The following is a 17,932-nucleotide window of genomic DNA, read 5'->3' as shown; positions in this document are numbered from 1 at the left end:
GGTCGATCAACGACCCCGTCAGGGGTTCAGTGGCGCGGCGGCGCGGTCGTGTCGCCGATGTGCAGGGTGCTGACGAAGGCGACGGATACCGCCTGCTCACCCGCGAGCATCCGCACGAGCGCCTCCCCGGCCGCACGGCCCTTCGCAACCGACGGTTGCACGAGCGTCGTGAGGTCGTGCTGCAGGCCGTCGACGCGGATGCCGTCGAAGCCGAGCACACTGAGCTCGCGCGGCACGGCGATGCCGAGCTCCTCGGCCGCCTGGATCACGCCGGCGGCGAGCAGGTCGCTCTGCGCGATGATCGCCGTCGGCCGGTTCGCGGGATCGGAGAGCAGCGCACGGCCCGCCTCGAGGCCCTCTTCGATCGAGCTCGCGGCGGCTGCGAGACCGGTGGCGTCGGGGAACACGGCGCGAGCGCCCGCAAGTCGCTCGGTCGCGACGGCGGTGGTGCTGTCTCGTTCGAGCTCGGCGGTGAGCCGGCCGCGGGTGCGCTCGGCGTCGAGCGGCAGCGTGACGAGGGAGACCTGCGAGTGGCCGAGCTCACGCAGGTACTCGGCACCGCGGCGAGTGGCATTGCGGTTGTCGATGGAGATCTCGGGGATGTCCTCGCCCGTCTGCCCTTCGATCGCCACGGCCGGGATGCCGCGCCGGCGGAGCACCTCGACCGAGTGCCCGAGCCGTGGGCTGCAGCCGATGAGCACGACCGCATCCACGGGGGCGCTCTCGATGCCCACGGCCTGGCCGCCCGCCTCGCCGGTGTCAGTGAGGAGCAGGAGGCCCGCCCCGAGCGGGGCGATGCCTTCGCTGATGCCATCGAGGGTCTGGATTTTCACGGGGTCGAGGAAGGCGGCGCGAACTCGCTCCTCGAGTACCACGCCCACGATGCCCGAGCGCCCACGGCGGAGCGAGCGCGCTCGCGGGTCGGGCCCGGCGTAGCCGAGCTCGGTGGCGGCGGCGAGCACGCGCGCCTTCGTGGCATCCGACACCGGTCCTGAGCCGCTGAAGGCGAGCGACGCCGTCGACGCCGACACCCCGGCCCTCGCCGCGACGTCGGCGAGGGTGGGGCGCGGAGCGGCATCCGTCTGCATACGCCTGATTGTAGGCCGAATCGATTCGAGTGGGCCCGGATGGGCGGTTTGACGAGTCCGCGCCGAAGAAGTGCAGGAGAAACGCGCCTATGCCCCGCCGAGCGGGTGCATGCGACGAAATCTCCTGCATTTTCACGCCGCGGTCAGCAGCCAAGCGCCCGAACGCGCCGTTCACGCCGGTGCCAAGCGGGTGCCCAGCGGATGCCTCGACCCGCCGTCACACCGAGACCGCCACCTCGTCGCGCGCGGCGACGAACGCCTCGACGCAGCGCCGCACCTCCTCCTCGGAATGCGCGGCCGACAGCTGCACGCGAATGCGTGCCCGCCCGCGCGGCACCACCGGGAAGCTGAACGCCGTGACGAACACCCCGCGCCCCTGCAACGCCTCGGCCATTCGGCCCGTGAGCACGGCATCGCCGAACATCACCGGCACGATCGGGTGCTCGCCGGGCAGCAGGTCGAACCCGGCATCCGTCATCAGCGACCGGAACAGCTCGGCGTTGCGGCGCAGGGTGGCCCGCAGCTCGCCCGATTGCTCGACGAGGTCGAGCGCCTGCAGCGTGCCCGCGACGATCGCAGGCGCGAGCGTGTTCGAGAAGAGATACGGGCGCGCTCGCTGGCGGAGCAGATCGACGATCTCGCGGCGACCGGCGACATAGCCGCCGGATGCCCCGCCGAGCGCCTTGCCGAACGTGCCCGTGTAGATGTCGACCCGGCCCTCGACCCCGCAGAACTCGGGGGTGCCGCGGCCGTGCTCCCCCACGAAGCCGACGGCGTGCGAGTCGTCGACGAACACGAGCGCGTTGTAGCGCTCCGCGAGGTCGCAGATTTCGGCGAGCGGGGCGAGGTAGCCGTCCATCGAGAAGACGCCGTCGGTCACGACCACGCGGCGCCGGGCGTCGGATGCCGCGGCGAGCTGCGCCTCGAGGTCGGCCATGTCGCGATTCTTGTAGCGGTACCGCGCGGCCTTCGAGAGCCGGATGCCGTCGATGATCGACGCGTGGTTGAGCTCGTCGGAGATGATCGCGTCGTCGGGCCCGAAGAGCACCTCGAAGATCCCGCCGTTCGCGTCGAAGCACGAGGAGAAGAGGATCGTCGCGTCGACGCCGAGGAACTCCGACATCCGCTCTTCGAGCCGCAGGTGCAGCTCTTGCGTGCCGCAGATGAATCGCACGCTGGCGAGCCCGTAGCCCCACTCGTCGAGGCCGCGGCGGGCCGCCTCGACGATGCGCGGGTCGTTCGCGAGGCCCAGGTAGTTGTTGGCGCAGAAGTTCAACACTTCGCGGCCCGCGACCTCGATCTCGGAGGACTGCGGTCCGTGGATGCCGCGCTCCCGCTTCGTGAGCCCGGCGGCCTCGATCTCGTCGAGCTCGGCTCGCAGCTGTTCCTTCACCGATCCGTACATCACAGCTCCGTCCAGTCGAGGATCACCTTGCCGACACCGCCGGATGCCGCTGCGTCGAACGCCGCGCGCCACTCGCGTGCCGGATAGCGGTCCGAGATGATCGAGGCGACGCGGTCGTGCAACGTCTCGCTCGTCTGCAGCATCGCGCTCATCGAGTTCCAAGTCTCGAACATCTCGCGCCCGTAGATGCCCTTCATCGTGAGCATGTGGGTGACGACCTTGCCCCAGTCGATCGCGAAGGGCTCGGCGGCGAGGCCGAGCAGGGCGATGCGGCCGCCGTGGTTCATGTTCTCGATCATCTGCGGCAGGGCCGATGGCGCGCCGCTCATCTCGAATCCCACGTCGAAGCCCTCGCGCATGCCGAGCCGGTGCTGCACGTCGTGGAGGTTCTCGAGCGTCACGTCGACCGCGGCATCCGCGCCCATCTGCAATGCGAGCTCGAGGCGAGAGGGGCTGACGTCGGTCGCGACGATGAAGCGGGCGCCGACGTGCCGGGCGACCGCGATCGACATGAGCCCGATCGGGCCGCAGCCCGTGACGAGCACGTCTTCGCCGACGACCGAGAACGTGAGCGCGGTGTGCACGGCGTTGCCGAACGGGTCGAAGATCGCGCCGACGTTCGGCTCGATGGGCGAGGTGTGCACCCACACGTTGGCCCCCGGGATCACGACGTATTCGGCGAACGCGCCGTCGCGCTGCAGGCCCACGCCCTGGGTGCGGATGCACATCTGCCGTCGCCCGGCGCGGCAATTGCGGCACATGCCGCACACGATGTGACCCTCGCCCGAAACGCGGTCGCCCACGATGACGTCGTGCACGAGCTCGCCGACCTCGACGACCTCGCCGTAGAACTCGTGGCCCGGAATGAGCGGCGCCGCGATCGTGGATGCCGCCCAGTCGTCCCAGCGCTCGATGTGCAGGTCGGTGCCGCAGATGCCGGTGCGCAGCACCCGGATCTTCACGTCGGCGGGACCCGTCTCGGGCTCGGGACGATCGACGTACTCGAGCCCCGCGCCGGGTGCGGGCTTGAACAGGGCCTTCATCGAAACCTCGGTGTTTCTCTGGAACGCGAGCCGGCTCGTCTCCGGCTCTGGGCGGGGCGGGATTGTGTCCGGATGCCCCGAGTGCCAGTCAGCTCATCGTATCCACGGATGCCGCGGCATCCGTCACTCCTCACGACTCGGGCGGGTGGGCGAGTGGTGTTGCGGACGTCGGACGTCATCGATATGGTTCTTCAACCGGGGTTGTCGAATCGATTCGACCTGCACGGCCGCGTCAGAGACAATGAAGTAGAGACCATGACGGAAACACCACGCGAAACCACACGAATGCGCCACTCCACCCGTGAACTCGTCGGGTGGCGCAACGCGATCTTCACGGTCTTCTTCCTCAGCGGGCTGAGCCTCGCGAGCTGGGTGGCTCGCATCCCGGCGATCCGCGACGACACGAGCCTCAACACCCAAGGCGTCGGCCTCGTCATCCTGAGCGGGTCGATCGCCTCCGTGGTGGGCCTCATCGCCGCGCCGGGCATCCTGGCGCGCTTCGGCGCGCGCTCCGGCATGATCGGGGCGCTCGTGACCGTGTCGACGGGTCTCGTGCTCGTGGGCCTCGGCGGGTCCGTAATGCCGTCGATCCCGCTCCTGGTGATCGGCCTCGCACTCTTCGGATTCGGCAACGGCGCGGTCGACGTGATGATGAACGTCGAGGGGGCCGAGGCCGAGCGGGAGATCGGCCGCACCCTCATGCCGCTCATGCACGCGTTCTTCAGCTTCGGCACGGTCGCCGGCGCGGGGCTCGCCGCTGCGGCATCCGCTCTTTCCATCTCGGTCGCCGTGCACCTCGTCGTCGTCGCCGTGCTCATCGCGGTCGGCGTCGTCGTCGCCGTGCGCTTCGTGCCGTTGCGCGAGGAGCTCGGCGACGATCCGCACACCGAGACACCCCGAGTGCCGTGGCGCGATCGCCTGCGCGAGAGCCTCTCGGTCTGGGGCGAGTTGCGATTGATTCTCATCGGCGTGGTGGTGCTCGGCATGTCCTTCGCCGAGGGCAGCGCCAATGACTGGCTCGCCCTCGCGGTGGTCGACGGGCACGGGTACGACGAGACGATCGGCGCCGCGGTCTTCACCGTGTTCACGGTCGCGATGACGGCGGGGCGGGTGCTCGGCGGGCCGTTCATCGACCGCTTCGGCAGAGTCCCGATGCTCCGAATCCTCGCCGCGACCGGCGTCGCCGGCCTGGCACTATTCATCTACGCCACCGAGCCGTGGATGCTCGTCGTCGGCACCGTGCTCTGGGGTATCGGCGGCGCGCTCGGCTTCCCCGTCGGCATGTCGGCCGCGGCCGACGTGCCCGACCGCCGCACCGCGGCTGCACGCGTGAGCGCCGTGGCGATCATCGGATACTGCGCATTCCTCGCCGGCCCGCCGTTCCTCGGATTCCTCGGCCAGCAGTTCGGCATCCTGAACGCGTTGCTCGTGATCCTCCTCCTCATGGTGATCGCAGGGCTCGCGGCCCCGGCTGCCCGCGAGTCCCGGCGCGGCGCGTAGCGACGCGGCAGGACTCGAAAGGCGGCAGCCGTAGCGCTCGCGACGCGCCAGCGTTGCGAAGCGTACGCGGCAGATCCGAGAACGGGACGCTTGCCCGCAACCATGCGGGCGCCCCGCGTCATCCGCTCCCCGTACACTCGACAGGTGCGTCTCGTCATCGCCCGCTGCTCCGTCGATTACGCGGGCCGCCTCACCGCCCACCTGCCGCTCGCAACGCGGCTGCTCATGGTCAAGGGCGACGGCAGCCTCCTCGTGCACTCCGACGGCGGCAGCTACAAGCCGCTCAACTGGATGAGCCCGCCGTGCACGCTTGCAACCCTCGAGCCCGACGAGGACCAGCGCGAGGCCGGCATCCTCGAGCTCTGGAAGGTCACGCACACGAAGACCGCCGACCAGCTCATCGTGTCGATCCATGAGGTGCTGCACGATTCGGCGCACGAGCTCGGCGCTGACCCGGGCCTCCAGAAGGACGGCGTCGAGGCGCACCTGCAGAAACTGCTCGCCGAGCAGATCGAACTCCTCGGCGAGGGCCACCGGCTCGTGCGCCGCGAGTACATGACCGCGATCGGTCCGGTCGACATCCTGGCGACGGATGCCTCGGGCGCCTCGGTCGCGGTCGAGCTCAAGCGCCGCGGCGACATCGACGGCGTCGAGCAGCTCACCCGCTATCTCGAGCTCATGAATCGCGATCCGCACCTCGCACCGGTGCGGGGCGTGTTCGCCGCGCAGGAGATCAAGCCGCAGGCCCGCATGCTCGCCCAGGACCGCGGCATCCGCTGCCTCGTGCTCGACTACGACGCGATGCGCGGGCTCGACGACAGCGACTCCCGCCTCTTCTGAGGATTCCCTGACGATTCCCTGACGAAGCACTGGCCAACGCTTTCCTGAGAATGGCTCACGTCTAAGTCCGCGTAGGATGTCACGGTGACTTCCCCGACCACACCCATAACGACGACCATTGCGCCGACGCGCACCTGGTCTGCCGTGCTCTTCGACCTCGACGGCACCATTGTCGATTCGGCGTCGGACATCACGGCATCGCTCGCCCACATGTTCACGGAGCTGCGACTCGACGTTCCCTCCGAAGAGGTGCTGCTCGCCTACGTCGGACCGCCGCTGCTCGACAGCCTTCGACTGAGCGCCGGGTTCGACGACGCCGAAGCGTGGGCAGCCCTGAACATCTACCGCGACCACTACGCACACAGTGTGCTGAACTCGCCGGTGTTCCCGGGCGTCGCCGGCGTGCTCGAGCGGCTGCACGCCGCGGGCATCCCGGTCGCGCTCGCGACGAGCAAGCCCGAGTCCATGGCTCGGAAGGTGCTCGATCACGCCGGACTCAGCGAGTACTTCACCGAGATCACCGGCGCGAGCGACGACGAGGAGCTCAGCACCAAGGCCGAAGTCGTGCGCGAGGCGCTGCGCCGCCTGGAGGCGAAGGGCGTCGACACCGGCAACACCGTGATGGTCGGCGACCGTGGCTACGACACGCTCGGCGCCGCCGCGAACGGCGTGCCGACGATCATGGTGGAGTGGGGCTACGGCTCCCCCGCCGAGGCCGGCGACGCGATGGCGGTCGTGCACTCCGCCGACCAGCTGCGCAACCTGCTGCTCGGCTGAAACGCTCCCGAGTACCCGCCCGTCGCCTTCGCGCGCAGCGGGCTGAGGCCGGCCGCGTCGCGAACTACGCTGGGGCCATGACCGATGCCGCGCTGATCGGTCCGGTGTCGCCACCTGACCTGCATGTGATGACCTTCAACATCCGCCGGCGCTTCGCCCGGGTCAGGCCGGGGAGTCCCGATCGTTGGGTCACGCGCAAGCAGCTGGTCCGCCGCATCCTCGCCGCAGAACAGCCGACGCTCCTCGGCGTGCAGGAGGCATTGACCGACCAGGTCGACTTCGTCGCGGAGGCCCTCGGGCCGCACTACCGATGGGTCGGCCGCGGCCGCGATCCGTCGGGTGGTGGCGAGCATTGCGCCATCTTCTATGACTCGCGGCGATTGGAACTGACGGACTGGCAGCAGCTTGCCCTGTCGGCGACGCCCGATCTGCCGGGTTCCAGGTCGTGGGGCAACCTGACACGGCGCGTCGTCGTGTCGGCCGCCTTCACGGATCTGGCGACCGGGGCACGGCTCGTCGCCTTCAACACCCATCTGGATCACCTCTCGTGGCGGTCGCGGCTCGAGTCGGCGCAGCTGATCCTGAAGCTTGCGCAGGATGCGCGTGACGCCCAACCGGGCACCGCGGTCGTCGTGCTCGGCGACTTCAATGCAGGCGAGGGTTCCGCCGTCTACCGCCGGCTGACGGCCGACGGCGTGCTCCGTGATGCGTGGGATGCAGCGGCGGAGCAGCTGACGCCGCAGTGGGGCACCTTCTCGCACTACCGGGGCCGCCGCCCGGGCGGCAAGCGCATCGACCTCATCCTCCTTGGCGAGGGAGTCGAGGCGGTGAGCACGGGAATCAACGCCGCTCGATTCGACGGCAGGGCGGCATCCGACCACGAACCCGTGCAGGCGGTGCTTCGCTACGGCAACCCCTCGTCCGGGGCATCCGACCGGGTCTAGTCTGCTGCCATGATCCGCCGGTGGATGCGTGCCCCCACGGGGCCCGCCGAGGTGGTCGCCGACGCGCTGCGGGCGCTCGCCGCGATCGGCATCGTCGTCGCCGGCATCGGCTGGGGGCCGCTCTCGGGGGTGAGCCTTGCACTGGTGACCGGCGCGATGTTCCTCCCCCGCCTGATGGGCGTTCGGCCGGCCTTCGACATCGCATTCGGCATCGCGTCTCTCGTCGCCGTATGGAGCAGCGTGCTGGACATCTACGTCACGGTGCGCTGGTGGGATCTCCCGGTCCACTTCCTCACCAACGGACTCTGGGCGGCGCTCGCGTACCTCCTGCTCGTGCGACTCGGCGTCTTGGCGGACGCCGCGACGCTCCCGCGCCCGGCGGTCTCAGCCGCAGTGATGACAACGGCACTCGGGCTGTCCTTCGGCGTGTTCTGGGAGATGTTCGAGTGGTTCGGGCACACCTTCATCGACGGTGAGATCTATGTCGGCTATACGGATTCGATCGGTGACCTGCTCGTGGGCGGCGTCGGGGCCCTGCTCGCGGGGTGCGGCATGGCGTACCTGGCGGCCCAACCCGGTGCCGCCGAGGACCGACTGCCCTCGGTGGTTGAGTAGCCCGCACCCGGTGGTTGAGTAGCCCCGGTGGTTGAGTAGCCGCGCGAAGCCGGCGTATCGAAACCACCCCGCCGTCCCTCCTCCGGAGGCATCCGACACACCCGCGACACACGCCGTTGCTAGAACGGTGGGCATGCTCTCCCTCACCGGCGCCGAAGCGATCCTCGTCGACCCCCGCACCGTGCGGGGCGGCGACCTCCATGTGGCCGACGGCGTGATCGTGAACGAGGCACTGCCAGACGCCGAGTTGATCGACGTGAGCGGCTGCGTCGTCACCGCCGGCCTCGTGAACGCGCACCACCACTTGCTGCAGAGCGCGTTCCGCACGCTGCCCGGCACTCGCAGCGTGCCGATGGCGGAGTGGCTGCCGGCGATGGCGGCCGCATACTCGACAGCGGTCGTCGACCCAGAGCTCGCCTCAGTCTCCGCGCGGGTCGGGCTCGCCGAGGGCCTGCTCTCCGGGGTGACCACGGTGGCCGACCACCACCTCACCTGGCCGAGCGGCGCCGACGGCGTCGGCATCGCGCAGGCGACGGCCGATGCCGCCCGGAGCCTCGGTGCGCGTCTCGTCTTCGTGCGCGGCGCCGCTCGCGACGACGCCGAGGAGGCCGCGGCCTCCGCCGCTGGGATCGCGCGGGCGCTCCCGCTCGGCGCAGGCGGGGTCTCTGCCGACGGCATGCTGCAACTCGCGGTCGGGCCGGCCGGCGTGCACAGTGACGGCGAGGAGACGTTCCGTCTGCTCGGCGAGGTCGCCGCGCGACACGGACTCCGCCGCCGCACCCAGGCGAACGAGCAGGTCGACGTCGCGATCGCACTCGAGCGGTACGGCCGGCGCCCTCTCGACCTGCTCGAGGAGTGGGGATGGCTCGCGCCCGATGTCACGCTCGCACACCTTTGCGGTGTGACCGACGACGAGATCGGCCGGCTCGCGGCATCCGGCATCACCGCCACCCACGCGCCGGGCTGCGACGTCATGATGGGCTGGGGCGTCGCCCCCGTCGCCGCGCTCCGCAACGCCGGCATCGTCGTGGGGCTCGGCACGAGCGGCGGCGGATCGAACGACGCGGGACACCTGCTCGCCGATGCACGGCTCGCGATGCAGGTCTCCGGACTCCTCGGCCCGGCGCTTGCAGCGCAGGACGTGCTCGGGATGGCCACCGAGGGGTCGGCACTCGGCCTCGGGCGGCCCGAGCTCGGCCACCTGAGGCCCGGCGCTGCCGCCGACCTCTGCGTGTGGGATGTCTCGGGCGTCGCAGATGCGGGCGTCGCCGACCCGGTCGCGGGACTGCTGTGGGCGTCGCCGGGGCGCCGGCCGAAGCACGTGATCGTCGCCGGCCGCGTGGTGGTGCGCGACTCCGTGCTCGTCACCGCCGCTGAGCACGACCTCGTCGCGGCGATGCGAGCCCGTGTCGGACGCTGAGCGCCCCGACTACAGCTCGAGCACGAGGCGGGGACACGCCGCCCGTGAGACGCAGATCATCATGCGGTCGTTCGCGCGCTGCTCCTCGGGGCTCAGGATCGAGTCGCGGTGGTCGACCTGGCCCTCGACCACGACGGTCTCGCACGTGCCGCACGTGCCCTCGCGGCACGAGGAGAGCACGAAGAGCCCCGCCTCCTCGACGACGTCGAGCACGGTGCGCTCGGGGGGCACCGTGAGGGTCTCCCCCGAGAGCAGGAGCTCGACCTCGAACGACTCGTGCAGCACGGGTTCGGCGAGCGGCTTCGCCTCGAAGCGCTCGACGTGCAACGTCGAGGGCGGCCAACCGGTCGAGAGCGACGTGAGCTCGTCGATCATCCGCGCGGGGCCGCACGCGTAGACGAGCTCCCCTGCCTGCGGGGTCAGCGCTGCGAGATCGAGGCGCCGCCCCTCGTCGGCGACATGCAGCCGCACCCGTTCGCCTCCGAGCGCGGCGAGCTCGGATGCGAAGGCCATCCGCGACGTCGAACCTCCCGCGTAGTCGAGGGTCCATGAGGCACCGGATGCCTCAGCGGCACGGATCATCGGCAGCAATGGCGTGATGCCGATGCCACCGGCGACGAAACGGTAGCTCGCGGCATCCGTCATCGCGAAGTGGTTCCAGGGGCCGCGCACGCGAATCGACCCGCCCACCTCGAGGACGTCGTGCACCCAATCGGAGCCGCCGCGGCTGTGCTCCTCGCGGAGCACGCCGATCGTCCAGACGTCGCGATCGGCCGGGTCGCCGCAGAGCGAGTACTGGCGTTCGACGCCGATCGGCAGCACGAGGTCGAGGTGCGCACCCGGCCGCCACCCCGGGAACGGCTCGCCGTCGGTGCGCTCGAGGTCGACACGCACGACGCGCTCGGCGACCGCCGTTCGGCCGCGCACGATCACCTCGAATTCGGGAGCGACCGTGGTCATGAGCCGGTGCGCTCCGCGCCCGGCGTCGGGCCCGGCGTCAGGCCCGGCGAGGTGCCGGCATCCGGTTGGATCCGCTGCTTCACCACGAGCACCCGGTACACGCCGCCGTCGGGTGAGCGCCAGCGGTGGGGAGTGCCGCCGCGGTAGTAGAACGCCTGTCCGGCGTGCAGGACGCGGGTCTCGGCGCCGCCGAAGTCACCTTCGACCAAACCGTCGACCACGTAGCAGAACTCCTCTTCGTCGTGCACGAAGTACTCGCCGAAGTCGCGATTGCGGGCGATGAACTCCATGGGCGTGAAGGCGGACGCGCCGGTCACGAGCACCCGGGCCGAGCCCTCGGCGAACGGGCCGGAGACGCCGACGCCCTCGTCGATGACCACGGCACCCGAAGTCGGCATCGCGGCGGGCGCGGATTGCGCGAGCGCCGCGAAGAGCTCCACCTGCGTGGTGCCGAGTGCGCGGGCGATGCGTTCGAGGGAGGCGAAGCTCGGTCTCGCCCTGCCGTTCTCGACCTGGCTGAGGAACGGGTGCGAGAGGCCGGAGAGCTCGGCGACCTGCACGAGCGTGAGGGACCTCGCCCGGCGCAGGCTGCGAATGCGGGCACCCACGAGCTCGACCTGCCGGTCGATGGCGACGCCCTCGTTGTGCGCGCCTTGTTTCACCCTCGGCATCTCATCTCCCTCCTCTGCGCCGGCAGTTCGGCGCCCAACTCCGCAGCGTCTTGGAACCGAAACATTCGGGTTACGCAGGCGAAACCCCGCGTCCGTACGCTCGATCGTGTTGAGAACATCAACATTGAGAGTATCAACATTCGCCGCCCGATGACGTGCAGCATCCACACCCCACGACCGCTGTCAGGAGGCAACACCGTGCATGCCGAGCCCGTCTCACTGCTCCGCCGGGCCACGCTCATCGACGGCCGCGTCGCTGACATCGCCATCGCCGGCGACACCGTGACCGAAGTGCTCCCGGCGGGCACGGCGCTCGTGACGGATGCCGCGCGCACCGTCGACCTCACCGGCTACGTACTGCTGCCGGCTGCGGCCGAACCGCACGCGCACCTCGACAAGGCGCTCACGTGGGACATGATCAACCCGCCCTTCGGCGACCTCGAGCATGCGATCGAGAGCTTCCACGCATTCCAGGAGCATCTCTCCGAGGAGGACATCTACAACCGGGCGCGCACGGCCGCGCTGAAGTTGCTGCGCACCGGCACCACCGCCATCCGCAGCCACGTGAACATCCTCCCGGGCGACCGCCCGTATCGCGGCGTCGACGCCCTCGTTCGGCTCCGCCACGACCTCGCCGGCCTCGTCGACCTCGAGCTCGTCGCACTCCCCCCGGTCGGCATGGACGACGAGACCATCGAGGGGGCGCTCGACCGCGGCCTCGATCTCGCGGGCGGCGCACCGCACCTCGCAGCCGACCCGCACGCAGAGGTACGACGACTCCTCGCCATCGCCGACCGCCGCGGTATCGGCGTCGACCTGCACACCGACGAGTCGCTCGACGGACCCCTGACGATGCGGGAGTTCGCGCGCATCGTGCGCGAGTGGCCCGAGCACCTCGTGCGCACGGCGGGTCACAGCGTGCGGCTCGGCACATTGCCCGCAGCGGAGCTCGCCGTCGTCATCGCCGAGCTCATCGAGGCCGGCATCGGCGTCGTCAGCCTTCCCATCACGAACCTCTACCTGCAGGGCCGACGGCATCCTGTCTCGACGCCGCGCGGGCTCACGGCGCTCCGCTCGCTCATCGACGCGGGCGCCATCGTCGGCGCGGGTGCCGACAACGTGCGCGACCCCTTCAACCCGCTCGGTCGCAGTGATGCGCTCGAGACCGCGGCCCTCCTGGTCCTCGCCGGGCACCTCGACCTCGAAGACTCCTGGCACCTCGTCTCGAACGGCGCGCGCGCCGTGATGCGGATGCCTCCGGCCGGCGCCGCGCCGGGCGCGGCAGCCGAGTTCGTGGCGGTGCGCGGGGCGAGCCTCGGCGAAGTCATCGCCGAGGCATCCGCTGAACGCATCGTCATCCACGCGGGCCGCGTCGTGGCCCGCAGCACCGTCGATCACCAGATCGCCGAGCCGGCACCCCAGTCGGCCGGACCCCTCATCGGAAAGGGGTGAGTCGCGCATGGCCATGACCGACAGCGCACCCGCGACCACGTCGACACTGCTCGACTTCCAGAATGTGCAGCTGACCTACCCGAACGGAACCATCGCGCTTTCGGGTGTCGACCTGACCGTCAGGCGCGGCGAGTTCGTCACCGTCGTCGGCCCCTCGGGCTGCGGCAAGAGCACGCTGCTGCGCATCGCATCCGGGCTCGAGGTCTCATCGGAGGGCATCTCGACCGTCAACACGAAGCGCGTCGGCTACGTCTTCCAGGATGCCACGCTGCTGCCGTGGCGGAACGTGCGGGCGAACGTCGAGCTGCTGGCCGAACTGCAGTGGGACACCCAAGCAGTTCGCCGCGAGAAGGCGCAGAAGGCCATCGATCTCGTGGGGCTCACCGGCTTCGAGAAGCACCTCCCGCGCCAACTCTCAGGCGGCATGCGCATGCGCACCTCGCTCGCGCGCTCGCTCACCCTCGACCCAGAGCTCTTCCTCTTCGACGAGCCGTTCGGCGCGCTCGACGAGATCACGCGCGAATACCTGAACGACGAACTCCTGAAGCTCTTCGTCGAGCAGCAGTTCGCGGGCCTGTTCATCACGCACTCGGTGTCCGAGGCCGTGTACCTCTCCACGAAGGTCATGGTGATGTCGGGCCGTCCCGGACGCATCGTCGACACGTTCGACGTGCCGTTCCCGATGCCGCGCGACCCCGACATCCGCTATACCGGCGAGTTCGCCGCCCTTGTCGGCGAGGTCTCGCACGCACTCCGAGAGGGGCACGGCGCATGAGCATCGAGCGCGTCACCGACGAAGGCATGGACACCGCTGAGGCGATCGACGACCTCACGGGCGACGAGCGGCAGGCGCTCGAGCATCGCGAGACAGTACAGGAGATCGCGCCGGCCACGGCCGCCGCGGTACCGCTGAAGCGGCGCCGCTCCCGCGGCGGCGGCATCGCGAACTGGGGACCGCCCATCGCCGTCGCGATCCTCATCGTCGGCCTCTGGTATCTCGTCGGCCTCATCGACCCGTCCAAGTCATTCCTGCTGCCGCCACCGCACGAGGTGTTCGCGGTGTACCTCGACCCGAAGATCGCCCCCGACATCTACGAGGCGCTCTGGAACACGGCGGTCGTCGCCCTCACCGGACTCGCGATCGCGATCGTGGTCGGCATCGTGTGGGCCGTCGCGATGAACCAGGCGAAGTGGGTCGAGCGCTCGCTCTACCCGTACGCCGTCATCCTGCAGACGATCCCGATCCTTGCACTCGTGCCGCTCATCGGTTTCTGGTTCGGGTTCGACTTCACTGCCCGGGTCATCGTCGCGGTCCTCATCGGACTCTTCCCGATGGTCTCGAACACGCTCTTCGGCCTGCAGTCCGTCGACGCCAGCCAGCGCGAGCTCTTCAAGCTGCAGCAGGCGAGCCCCTGGATCATGCTCAAGAAGCTGCAGTTCCCGGCCGCCCTTCCGGCGATCTTCGCGGGCATGCGCATCTCGGCCGGTCTCGCACTGGTCGGGGCGATCGTCGGCGACTTCTTCTTCCAGCGCGGCACGCCGGGCATCGGCGCGCTCATCTCGAAGTACCAGTCGCGCCTGAACGCCGAGCCCCTGTTCGCCTCCATCATCCTCGCCTCGCTCTTCGGCGTCGTCGTCTTCTGGTTCTTCGGCTGGCTCGGCAAGCGAGTCGTCGGCAAATGGTACGACTTCGCCTGACCCCCTCCCCCAGCAGTACTGCCACGACATCACCCCGCACCACCGGCACCCCGCCACAGCACCCCCACCACAGAGGAGATCCCATGCGCACCACCACCAAGCGCGCGGCCGCGGTCGCCGGCTTCATGGCCGGCAGCCTCGCCCTCGCGGCCTGCAGCAGCTCCGCGAGCGGCGACACAGCGGACGCACCCGAACTGGAGATCGGCTCCGTCGACCTCGCGGCCGCCGGCTGCCCCGCCGACATCAAGATCCAGACCGACTGGAATCCCGAGGCCGAGCACGGTCACCTGTACGAGCTCGTCGGCGACGGCTACACGATCGACGACTCGATCAAGTCGGTCACCGGGCCGCTCATGGCCGGCGGCGAGTACACGGGCGTCGACGTCACGATCCTCGCGGGCGGACCCGCGACGGGCTTCACGCAGCCGAACGCGCAGATGTACACCGACGACTCCATCTTCCTGGCGTACGTCGGCACCGACGAGTCCATCGCGCACGCGAGCGACCTGCCGACCGTCGGCGTGTTCGCACCCCTCGAGAAGGACCCGCAGATGATCATGTGGGACCCCGAGACGCTCCCCGACGTGACGAGCATCGCCGACCTCGGCTCCGAGGGCACGACGATCCGCGTCTTCCCCGGCGGCACGTACATCGACTACTTCGTGGGCGCCGGCATCCTGCAGGCCGACCAGGTGGACGCGACCTACGACGGCAGCCCCGCCGTGTTCGTCTCCGAGGGCGGCGCCGTCGCCCAGCAGGGCTTCGCCTCGGCCGAGCCGTACATCTACAAGAACGAGATCACGGAGTGGGGCAAGCCCGTCGAGTACGAGCTCATCAACGACGCCGGCTACCCGAAGTACGCCGCCGTGCTCTCGCTCAAGCCCGAGGCCGTGACCGAGTACGCCGACTGCCTCACCGAGCTCGTGCCGGTGCTGCAGCAGGCCGAGATCGACTTCTTCGCGAGCCCCGACGCGACGAACGAGCTCATCCTGGAGCTCATCGACGCGTACGACACCGGATGGCTGTACTCGCAGGAGGTCGCCGACTTCTCGGTCGAGACCATGAAGAGCGAGCTCGTCGGCAACGGCCCCGACGACATCCTGGGCAACCTCGACCCGGCGCGGGTGCAGGAGCTCTTCGACATCGTCACGCCGATCTACGCCGAGCAGGGCTTCGAGGTCCCAGAAGACCTGACCGCCGAGGACCTCTACACCAACGAGTTCATCGACGAGTCGATCGGCTTCTAGCCGGCGAGCGGATGCCGCGCGCCGAGCTGTGACCGAGCTGCAGCGCGCGGCATCCGCGCTCCCCGTTCCCACAACCCGGAGGATCCCGAATGACCCCGACCACTCCCGACCTCGCCGGGCTCGCCGCCACGCTCACCGAACTGCTCGGCGAGCGCGGCGTCAGCGTCGACCTCGCGACGCGTGAACGCGCCTCCGTCGACGGCTGCAAGCTCTCGCCGGTGATCTCGGCGAAGCTCCCCCTCGGACTCGCCGACATCGTCGCCTACCCCACGTCGGCCCAGCAGATCGCGCAGGTGGTCGCCGCCGCGGTGCGCCACGGCGTGCCGATCACCCCCCGAGGCAAGGGGACCGGGAACTACGGGCAGGGTATCCCGATGTCGGGAGGCCTCGTGCTCGACATGAGCCGTGCGCGCACGATCGTCGAGGTCGGCGACGGGTTCGTCACGGCCGACGCGGGCGCCGTGCTGGCGATGATCGAGAACCAGGCGTGGTCGGCAGGCCAGCAGCTGCTGCTCTATCCGTCCACGGCGCAGAGCACGCTCGGCGGCTTCCTCTCGGGCGGCTCCGGCGGCACGGGCTCGATCGCCCACGGCGTCATCGCCGGCGGGCCGTTCGTGGTCGCCCTCGATGTCGTGCACGCGACCAGCGACGCCGAGCTCGTGCATTTCGAGGGCGAAGCCGCGCAACCGTACCTGCACAACTACGGCACCGCCGGGATCATCGCACGAGCGACGGTGCGGCTCGAGCCGCTGCAGGAGTGGCGTGCGTTCTACGCGAGCTTCGACGACTTCTCGCAAGCGCTCTCGATCATCCGCCAGGTGGGCGACCTCGAGCCGACGCCACGGCTGGTGTCGGCCGACCTGCCCACGCTCGCCGACGCCTTGCCGTCGAACGCCGGCATCCCGAAGGGGCGGGCGAGCCTGCGGGCGATCCTCGACGCTCGGGCGGTGGCCGCGGCCGCCGCGCTCGTCGAATCGGTCGGCGGCGTCGTCGAAGACGTGCGCGACGGCGCCCAAGAGGTCATGAGGCTGAGCATGATCTCGTACAACCATCCGATCGAGTGGTTGCAGAAGGCCTACCCCGGTACCTACTTCCACGTCGAGGTCGGGGGTGACGCCCTCGTCGAGCGCATCGACGAGGTGCACGCCGTCTATGCCGGTGGAATGCTGCACATCGAGGCCCAGAAGGGCCGGCCGATCGGTATGCTCGCGGGCGAATACGAGAGCGAGGAGGCCGTCGTCGCCGGGTTCGCGACGCTCGCCGAGCTCGGCGTGAACACGCACAATCCGCACCAGTGGTACGTCGATGTCGAGATCGAGCGCACGCGCGAACTGAAGGCCGAGACCGACCCGCAGGCGCTTTTGAACCCAGGCAAGCTCCCGGCCCCGGCGCCCACGTCGGCCGTGAGCAATCCCCTCATGGTCAGCGGAACCACCGCATGAGCCGACTGCTCGAGGAGCTCTCGGGGCCGGCCGTGGCCCGCACCCTCACGGCTGACTCCGTGCTCGTGCTGCCGACCGGGGCGATCGAGCATCACGGCGACCACCTCCCGCTCGCGACCGACCGCATCATGGCTGAGTCCGTCGCGACGGCCGCCGTCGAGCGCGCGGTTGCGCGTGGCGTCGACGCGTGGCTCCTGCATCCGCTCGCGTACACGAAGTCCGACGAGCACAGCTGGGCGCCGGGCACGATGTGGCTCTCGGGCGAGACGCTCATGGCGACCCTCGTCGATCTCGGCCGGTCGGTCGCGATGACGCCCGCTCGGAAGCTCGTCTTCCTGAACGGCCACGGCGGCAACGTCGCCCTACTGCAGGTCGCGCTCCGCGAGCTGCGTCGGCGCTTCGGCCTGCAGACGTTTCTCATGGGCTTCCCCGTGCCGGCGGGCGACGGCGACGCGGGCCCCGATGAGCTGGGGTACGGCATCCACGGCGGGCACGGCGAGACCTCGCTCATGATGCACCTGCGCCCCGATCTCGTCGATCTCGGCCGCGCCGAACGGCGGGTGCCCGACCACTTGACCGCCTACCCGCGCATCGGGTTCCACTCGAAGCCCGTGATCATGGGCTGGCTGAGCAGCGACTTCCACCCCGACGGCGTGATCGGCGATCCGACCGGTGCGAATGCCGCGTACGGGGCAGCGATCTTCGCGGCCGCCGTCGAGGAGAGCGCACGCTCGTTCGAGGAGATCGCGCGGTTCGACCCGGCGCCGCCGATGAGCAGAGCCTCTGGCGAACCGACCGGCGACATCCCCGGCGGAACGCGCCAAGCTTGA

General features: G+C 70.0%; 17 protein-coding genes. 12 read left to right on the top strand and 5 right to left on the bottom strand.

Annotation, left to right across the window (positions count from 1 at the left end; all coding sequences use genetic code 11):
- Positions 1-26 precede the first annotated feature (26 nt).
- From J7E25_RS02150 to tdh, 3 genes are all read right to left on the bottom strand, one after another.
- A complete protein-coding gene (locus J7E25_RS02150; RefSeq protein ID WP_214867481.1) occupies positions 27-1,088 on the bottom strand; it encodes a LacI family DNA-binding transcriptional regulator in 1,062 nt (353 codons plus the stop codon).
- Between the two features lie 217 nt (positions 1,089-1,305).
- Positions 1,306-2,493 (bottom strand): glycine C-acetyltransferase, encoded by a 1,188-nt coding sequence (locus J7E25_RS02145; RefSeq protein ID WP_214867479.1) that lies wholly within the window; start codon positions 2,491-2,493, stop codon positions 1,306-1,308.
- Positions 2,493-3,536 (bottom strand): L-threonine 3-dehydrogenase, encoded by a 1,044-nt coding sequence (gene tdh / locus J7E25_RS02140; protein WP_214867477.1) that lies wholly within the window; start codon positions 3,534-3,536, stop codon positions 2,493-2,495. The genes J7E25_RS02145 and tdh overlap by 1 nt, the downstream gene beginning before the upstream one ends.
- Positions 3,537-3,791: 255 nt before the next feature.
- Between tdh and J7E25_RS02135 the strand changes: the two genes are divergently transcribed.
- The 6 genes from J7E25_RS02135 (at position 3,792) to J7E25_RS02110 (ending at position 9,632) form a co-directional block, all read left to right on the top strand.
- Positions 3,792-5,036 (top strand): sugar MFS transporter, encoded by a 1,245-nt coding sequence (locus J7E25_RS02135; protein WP_214867475.1) that lies wholly within the window; start codon positions 3,792-3,794, stop codon positions 5,034-5,036.
- A gap of 144 nt (positions 5,037-5,180) precedes the next feature.
- Positions 5,181-5,876, top strand: coding sequence for an endonuclease NucS (nucS, locus tag J7E25_RS02130; protein WP_214867473.1), 696 nt, complete (start codon positions 5,181-5,183; stop codon positions 5,874-5,876).
- 84 nt (positions 5,877-5,960) lie between these two features.
- The gene (locus J7E25_RS02125; protein ID WP_214867471.1) at positions 5,961-6,653 is read left to right on the top strand and encodes an HAD hydrolase-like protein; all 693 of its coding nucleotides are present in this window, start codon (positions 5,961-5,963) and stop codon (positions 6,651-6,653) included.
- Between the two features lie 77 nt (positions 6,654-6,730).
- A complete protein-coding gene (locus J7E25_RS02120; protein WP_214867469.1) occupies positions 6,731-7,597 on the top strand; it encodes an endonuclease/exonuclease/phosphatase family protein in 867 nt (288 codons plus the stop codon).
- A gap of 9 nt (positions 7,598-7,606) precedes the next feature.
- Positions 7,607-8,212, top strand: coding sequence for a hypothetical protein (locus J7E25_RS02115; RefSeq protein WP_214867467.1), 606 nt, complete (start codon positions 7,607-7,609; stop codon positions 8,210-8,212).
- Between the two features lie 133 nt (positions 8,213-8,345).
- Positions 8,346-9,632: an amidohydrolase family protein gene (locus J7E25_RS02110; RefSeq protein WP_214867464.1), complete on the top strand. Its 1,287-nt coding sequence runs from the start codon at positions 8,346-8,348 to the stop codon at positions 9,630-9,632.
- A gap of 9 nt (positions 9,633-9,641) precedes the next feature.
- Here the strand turns inward: J7E25_RS02110 and J7E25_RS02105 are convergent, their stop codons facing one another.
- Both J7E25_RS02105 and J7E25_RS02100 read right to left on the bottom strand, forming a co-directional pair.
- On the bottom strand, positions 9,642-10,592 hold the full coding sequence (locus J7E25_RS02105) for a PDR/VanB family oxidoreductase (RefSeq protein ID WP_214867462.1): 951 nt from the start codon (positions 10,590-10,592) through the stop codon (positions 9,642-9,644).
- A complete protein-coding gene (locus J7E25_RS02100; RefSeq protein WP_214867460.1) occupies positions 10,589-11,263 on the bottom strand; it encodes a helix-turn-helix domain-containing protein in 675 nt (224 codons plus the stop codon). The genes J7E25_RS02105 and J7E25_RS02100 overlap by 4 nt, the downstream gene beginning before the upstream one ends.
- A gap of 198 nt (positions 11,264-11,461) precedes the next feature.
- Here J7E25_RS02100 and J7E25_RS02095 point away from each other — a divergent pair, with 198 nt between their 5' ends.
- The 6 genes from J7E25_RS02095 (at position 11,462) to J7E25_RS02070 (ending at position 17,932) form a co-directional block, all read left to right on the top strand.
- On the top strand, positions 11,462-12,715 hold the full coding sequence (locus tag J7E25_RS02095; protein WP_214867458.1) for an amidohydrolase family protein: 1,254 nt from the start codon (positions 11,462-11,464) through the stop codon (positions 12,713-12,715).
- A 7-nt stretch (positions 12,716-12,722) separates the two neighbouring features.
- Positions 12,723-13,490, top strand: a complete 768-nt coding sequence (locus J7E25_RS02090) for an ABC transporter ATP-binding protein (protein WP_214867456.1) — start codon at positions 12,723-12,725, stop codon at positions 13,488-13,490.
- On the top strand, positions 13,487-14,413 hold the full coding sequence (locus J7E25_RS02085; RefSeq protein ID WP_251006818.1) for an ABC transporter permease: 927 nt from the start codon (positions 13,487-13,489) through the stop codon (positions 14,411-14,413). The genes J7E25_RS02090 and J7E25_RS02085 overlap by 4 nt, the downstream gene beginning before the upstream one ends.
- Positions 14,414-14,496: 83 nt before the next feature.
- Entirely contained in the window at positions 14,497-15,660 is a 1,164-nt protein-coding gene (locus J7E25_RS02080) for an ABC transporter substrate-binding protein (RefSeq protein ID WP_214867455.1), read from the top strand.
- Positions 15,661-15,749: 89 nt separating this feature from the next.
- On the top strand, positions 15,750-17,102 hold the full coding sequence (locus J7E25_RS02075; protein WP_214867453.1) for an FAD-binding oxidoreductase: 1,353 nt from the start codon (positions 15,750-15,752) through the stop codon (positions 17,100-17,102).
- Positions 17,099-17,932: a creatininase family protein gene (locus J7E25_RS02070; RefSeq protein WP_215006742.1), complete on the top strand. Its 834-nt coding sequence runs from the start codon at positions 17,099-17,101 to the stop codon at positions 17,930-17,932. Before J7E25_RS02075 ends, J7E25_RS02070 begins: the two co-directional genes overlap by 4 nt.

The organism is Agromyces sp. ISL-38 (assembly GCF_018613935.1).
In the GTDB taxonomy this organism is placed as follows: domain Bacteria; phylum Actinomycetota; class Actinomycetes; order Actinomycetales; family Microbacteriaceae; genus Agromyces.
The sequence above is the reverse complement of the archived record's forward strand: the minus strand, read 5'-3'. Positions and strand labels throughout refer to the sequence as shown.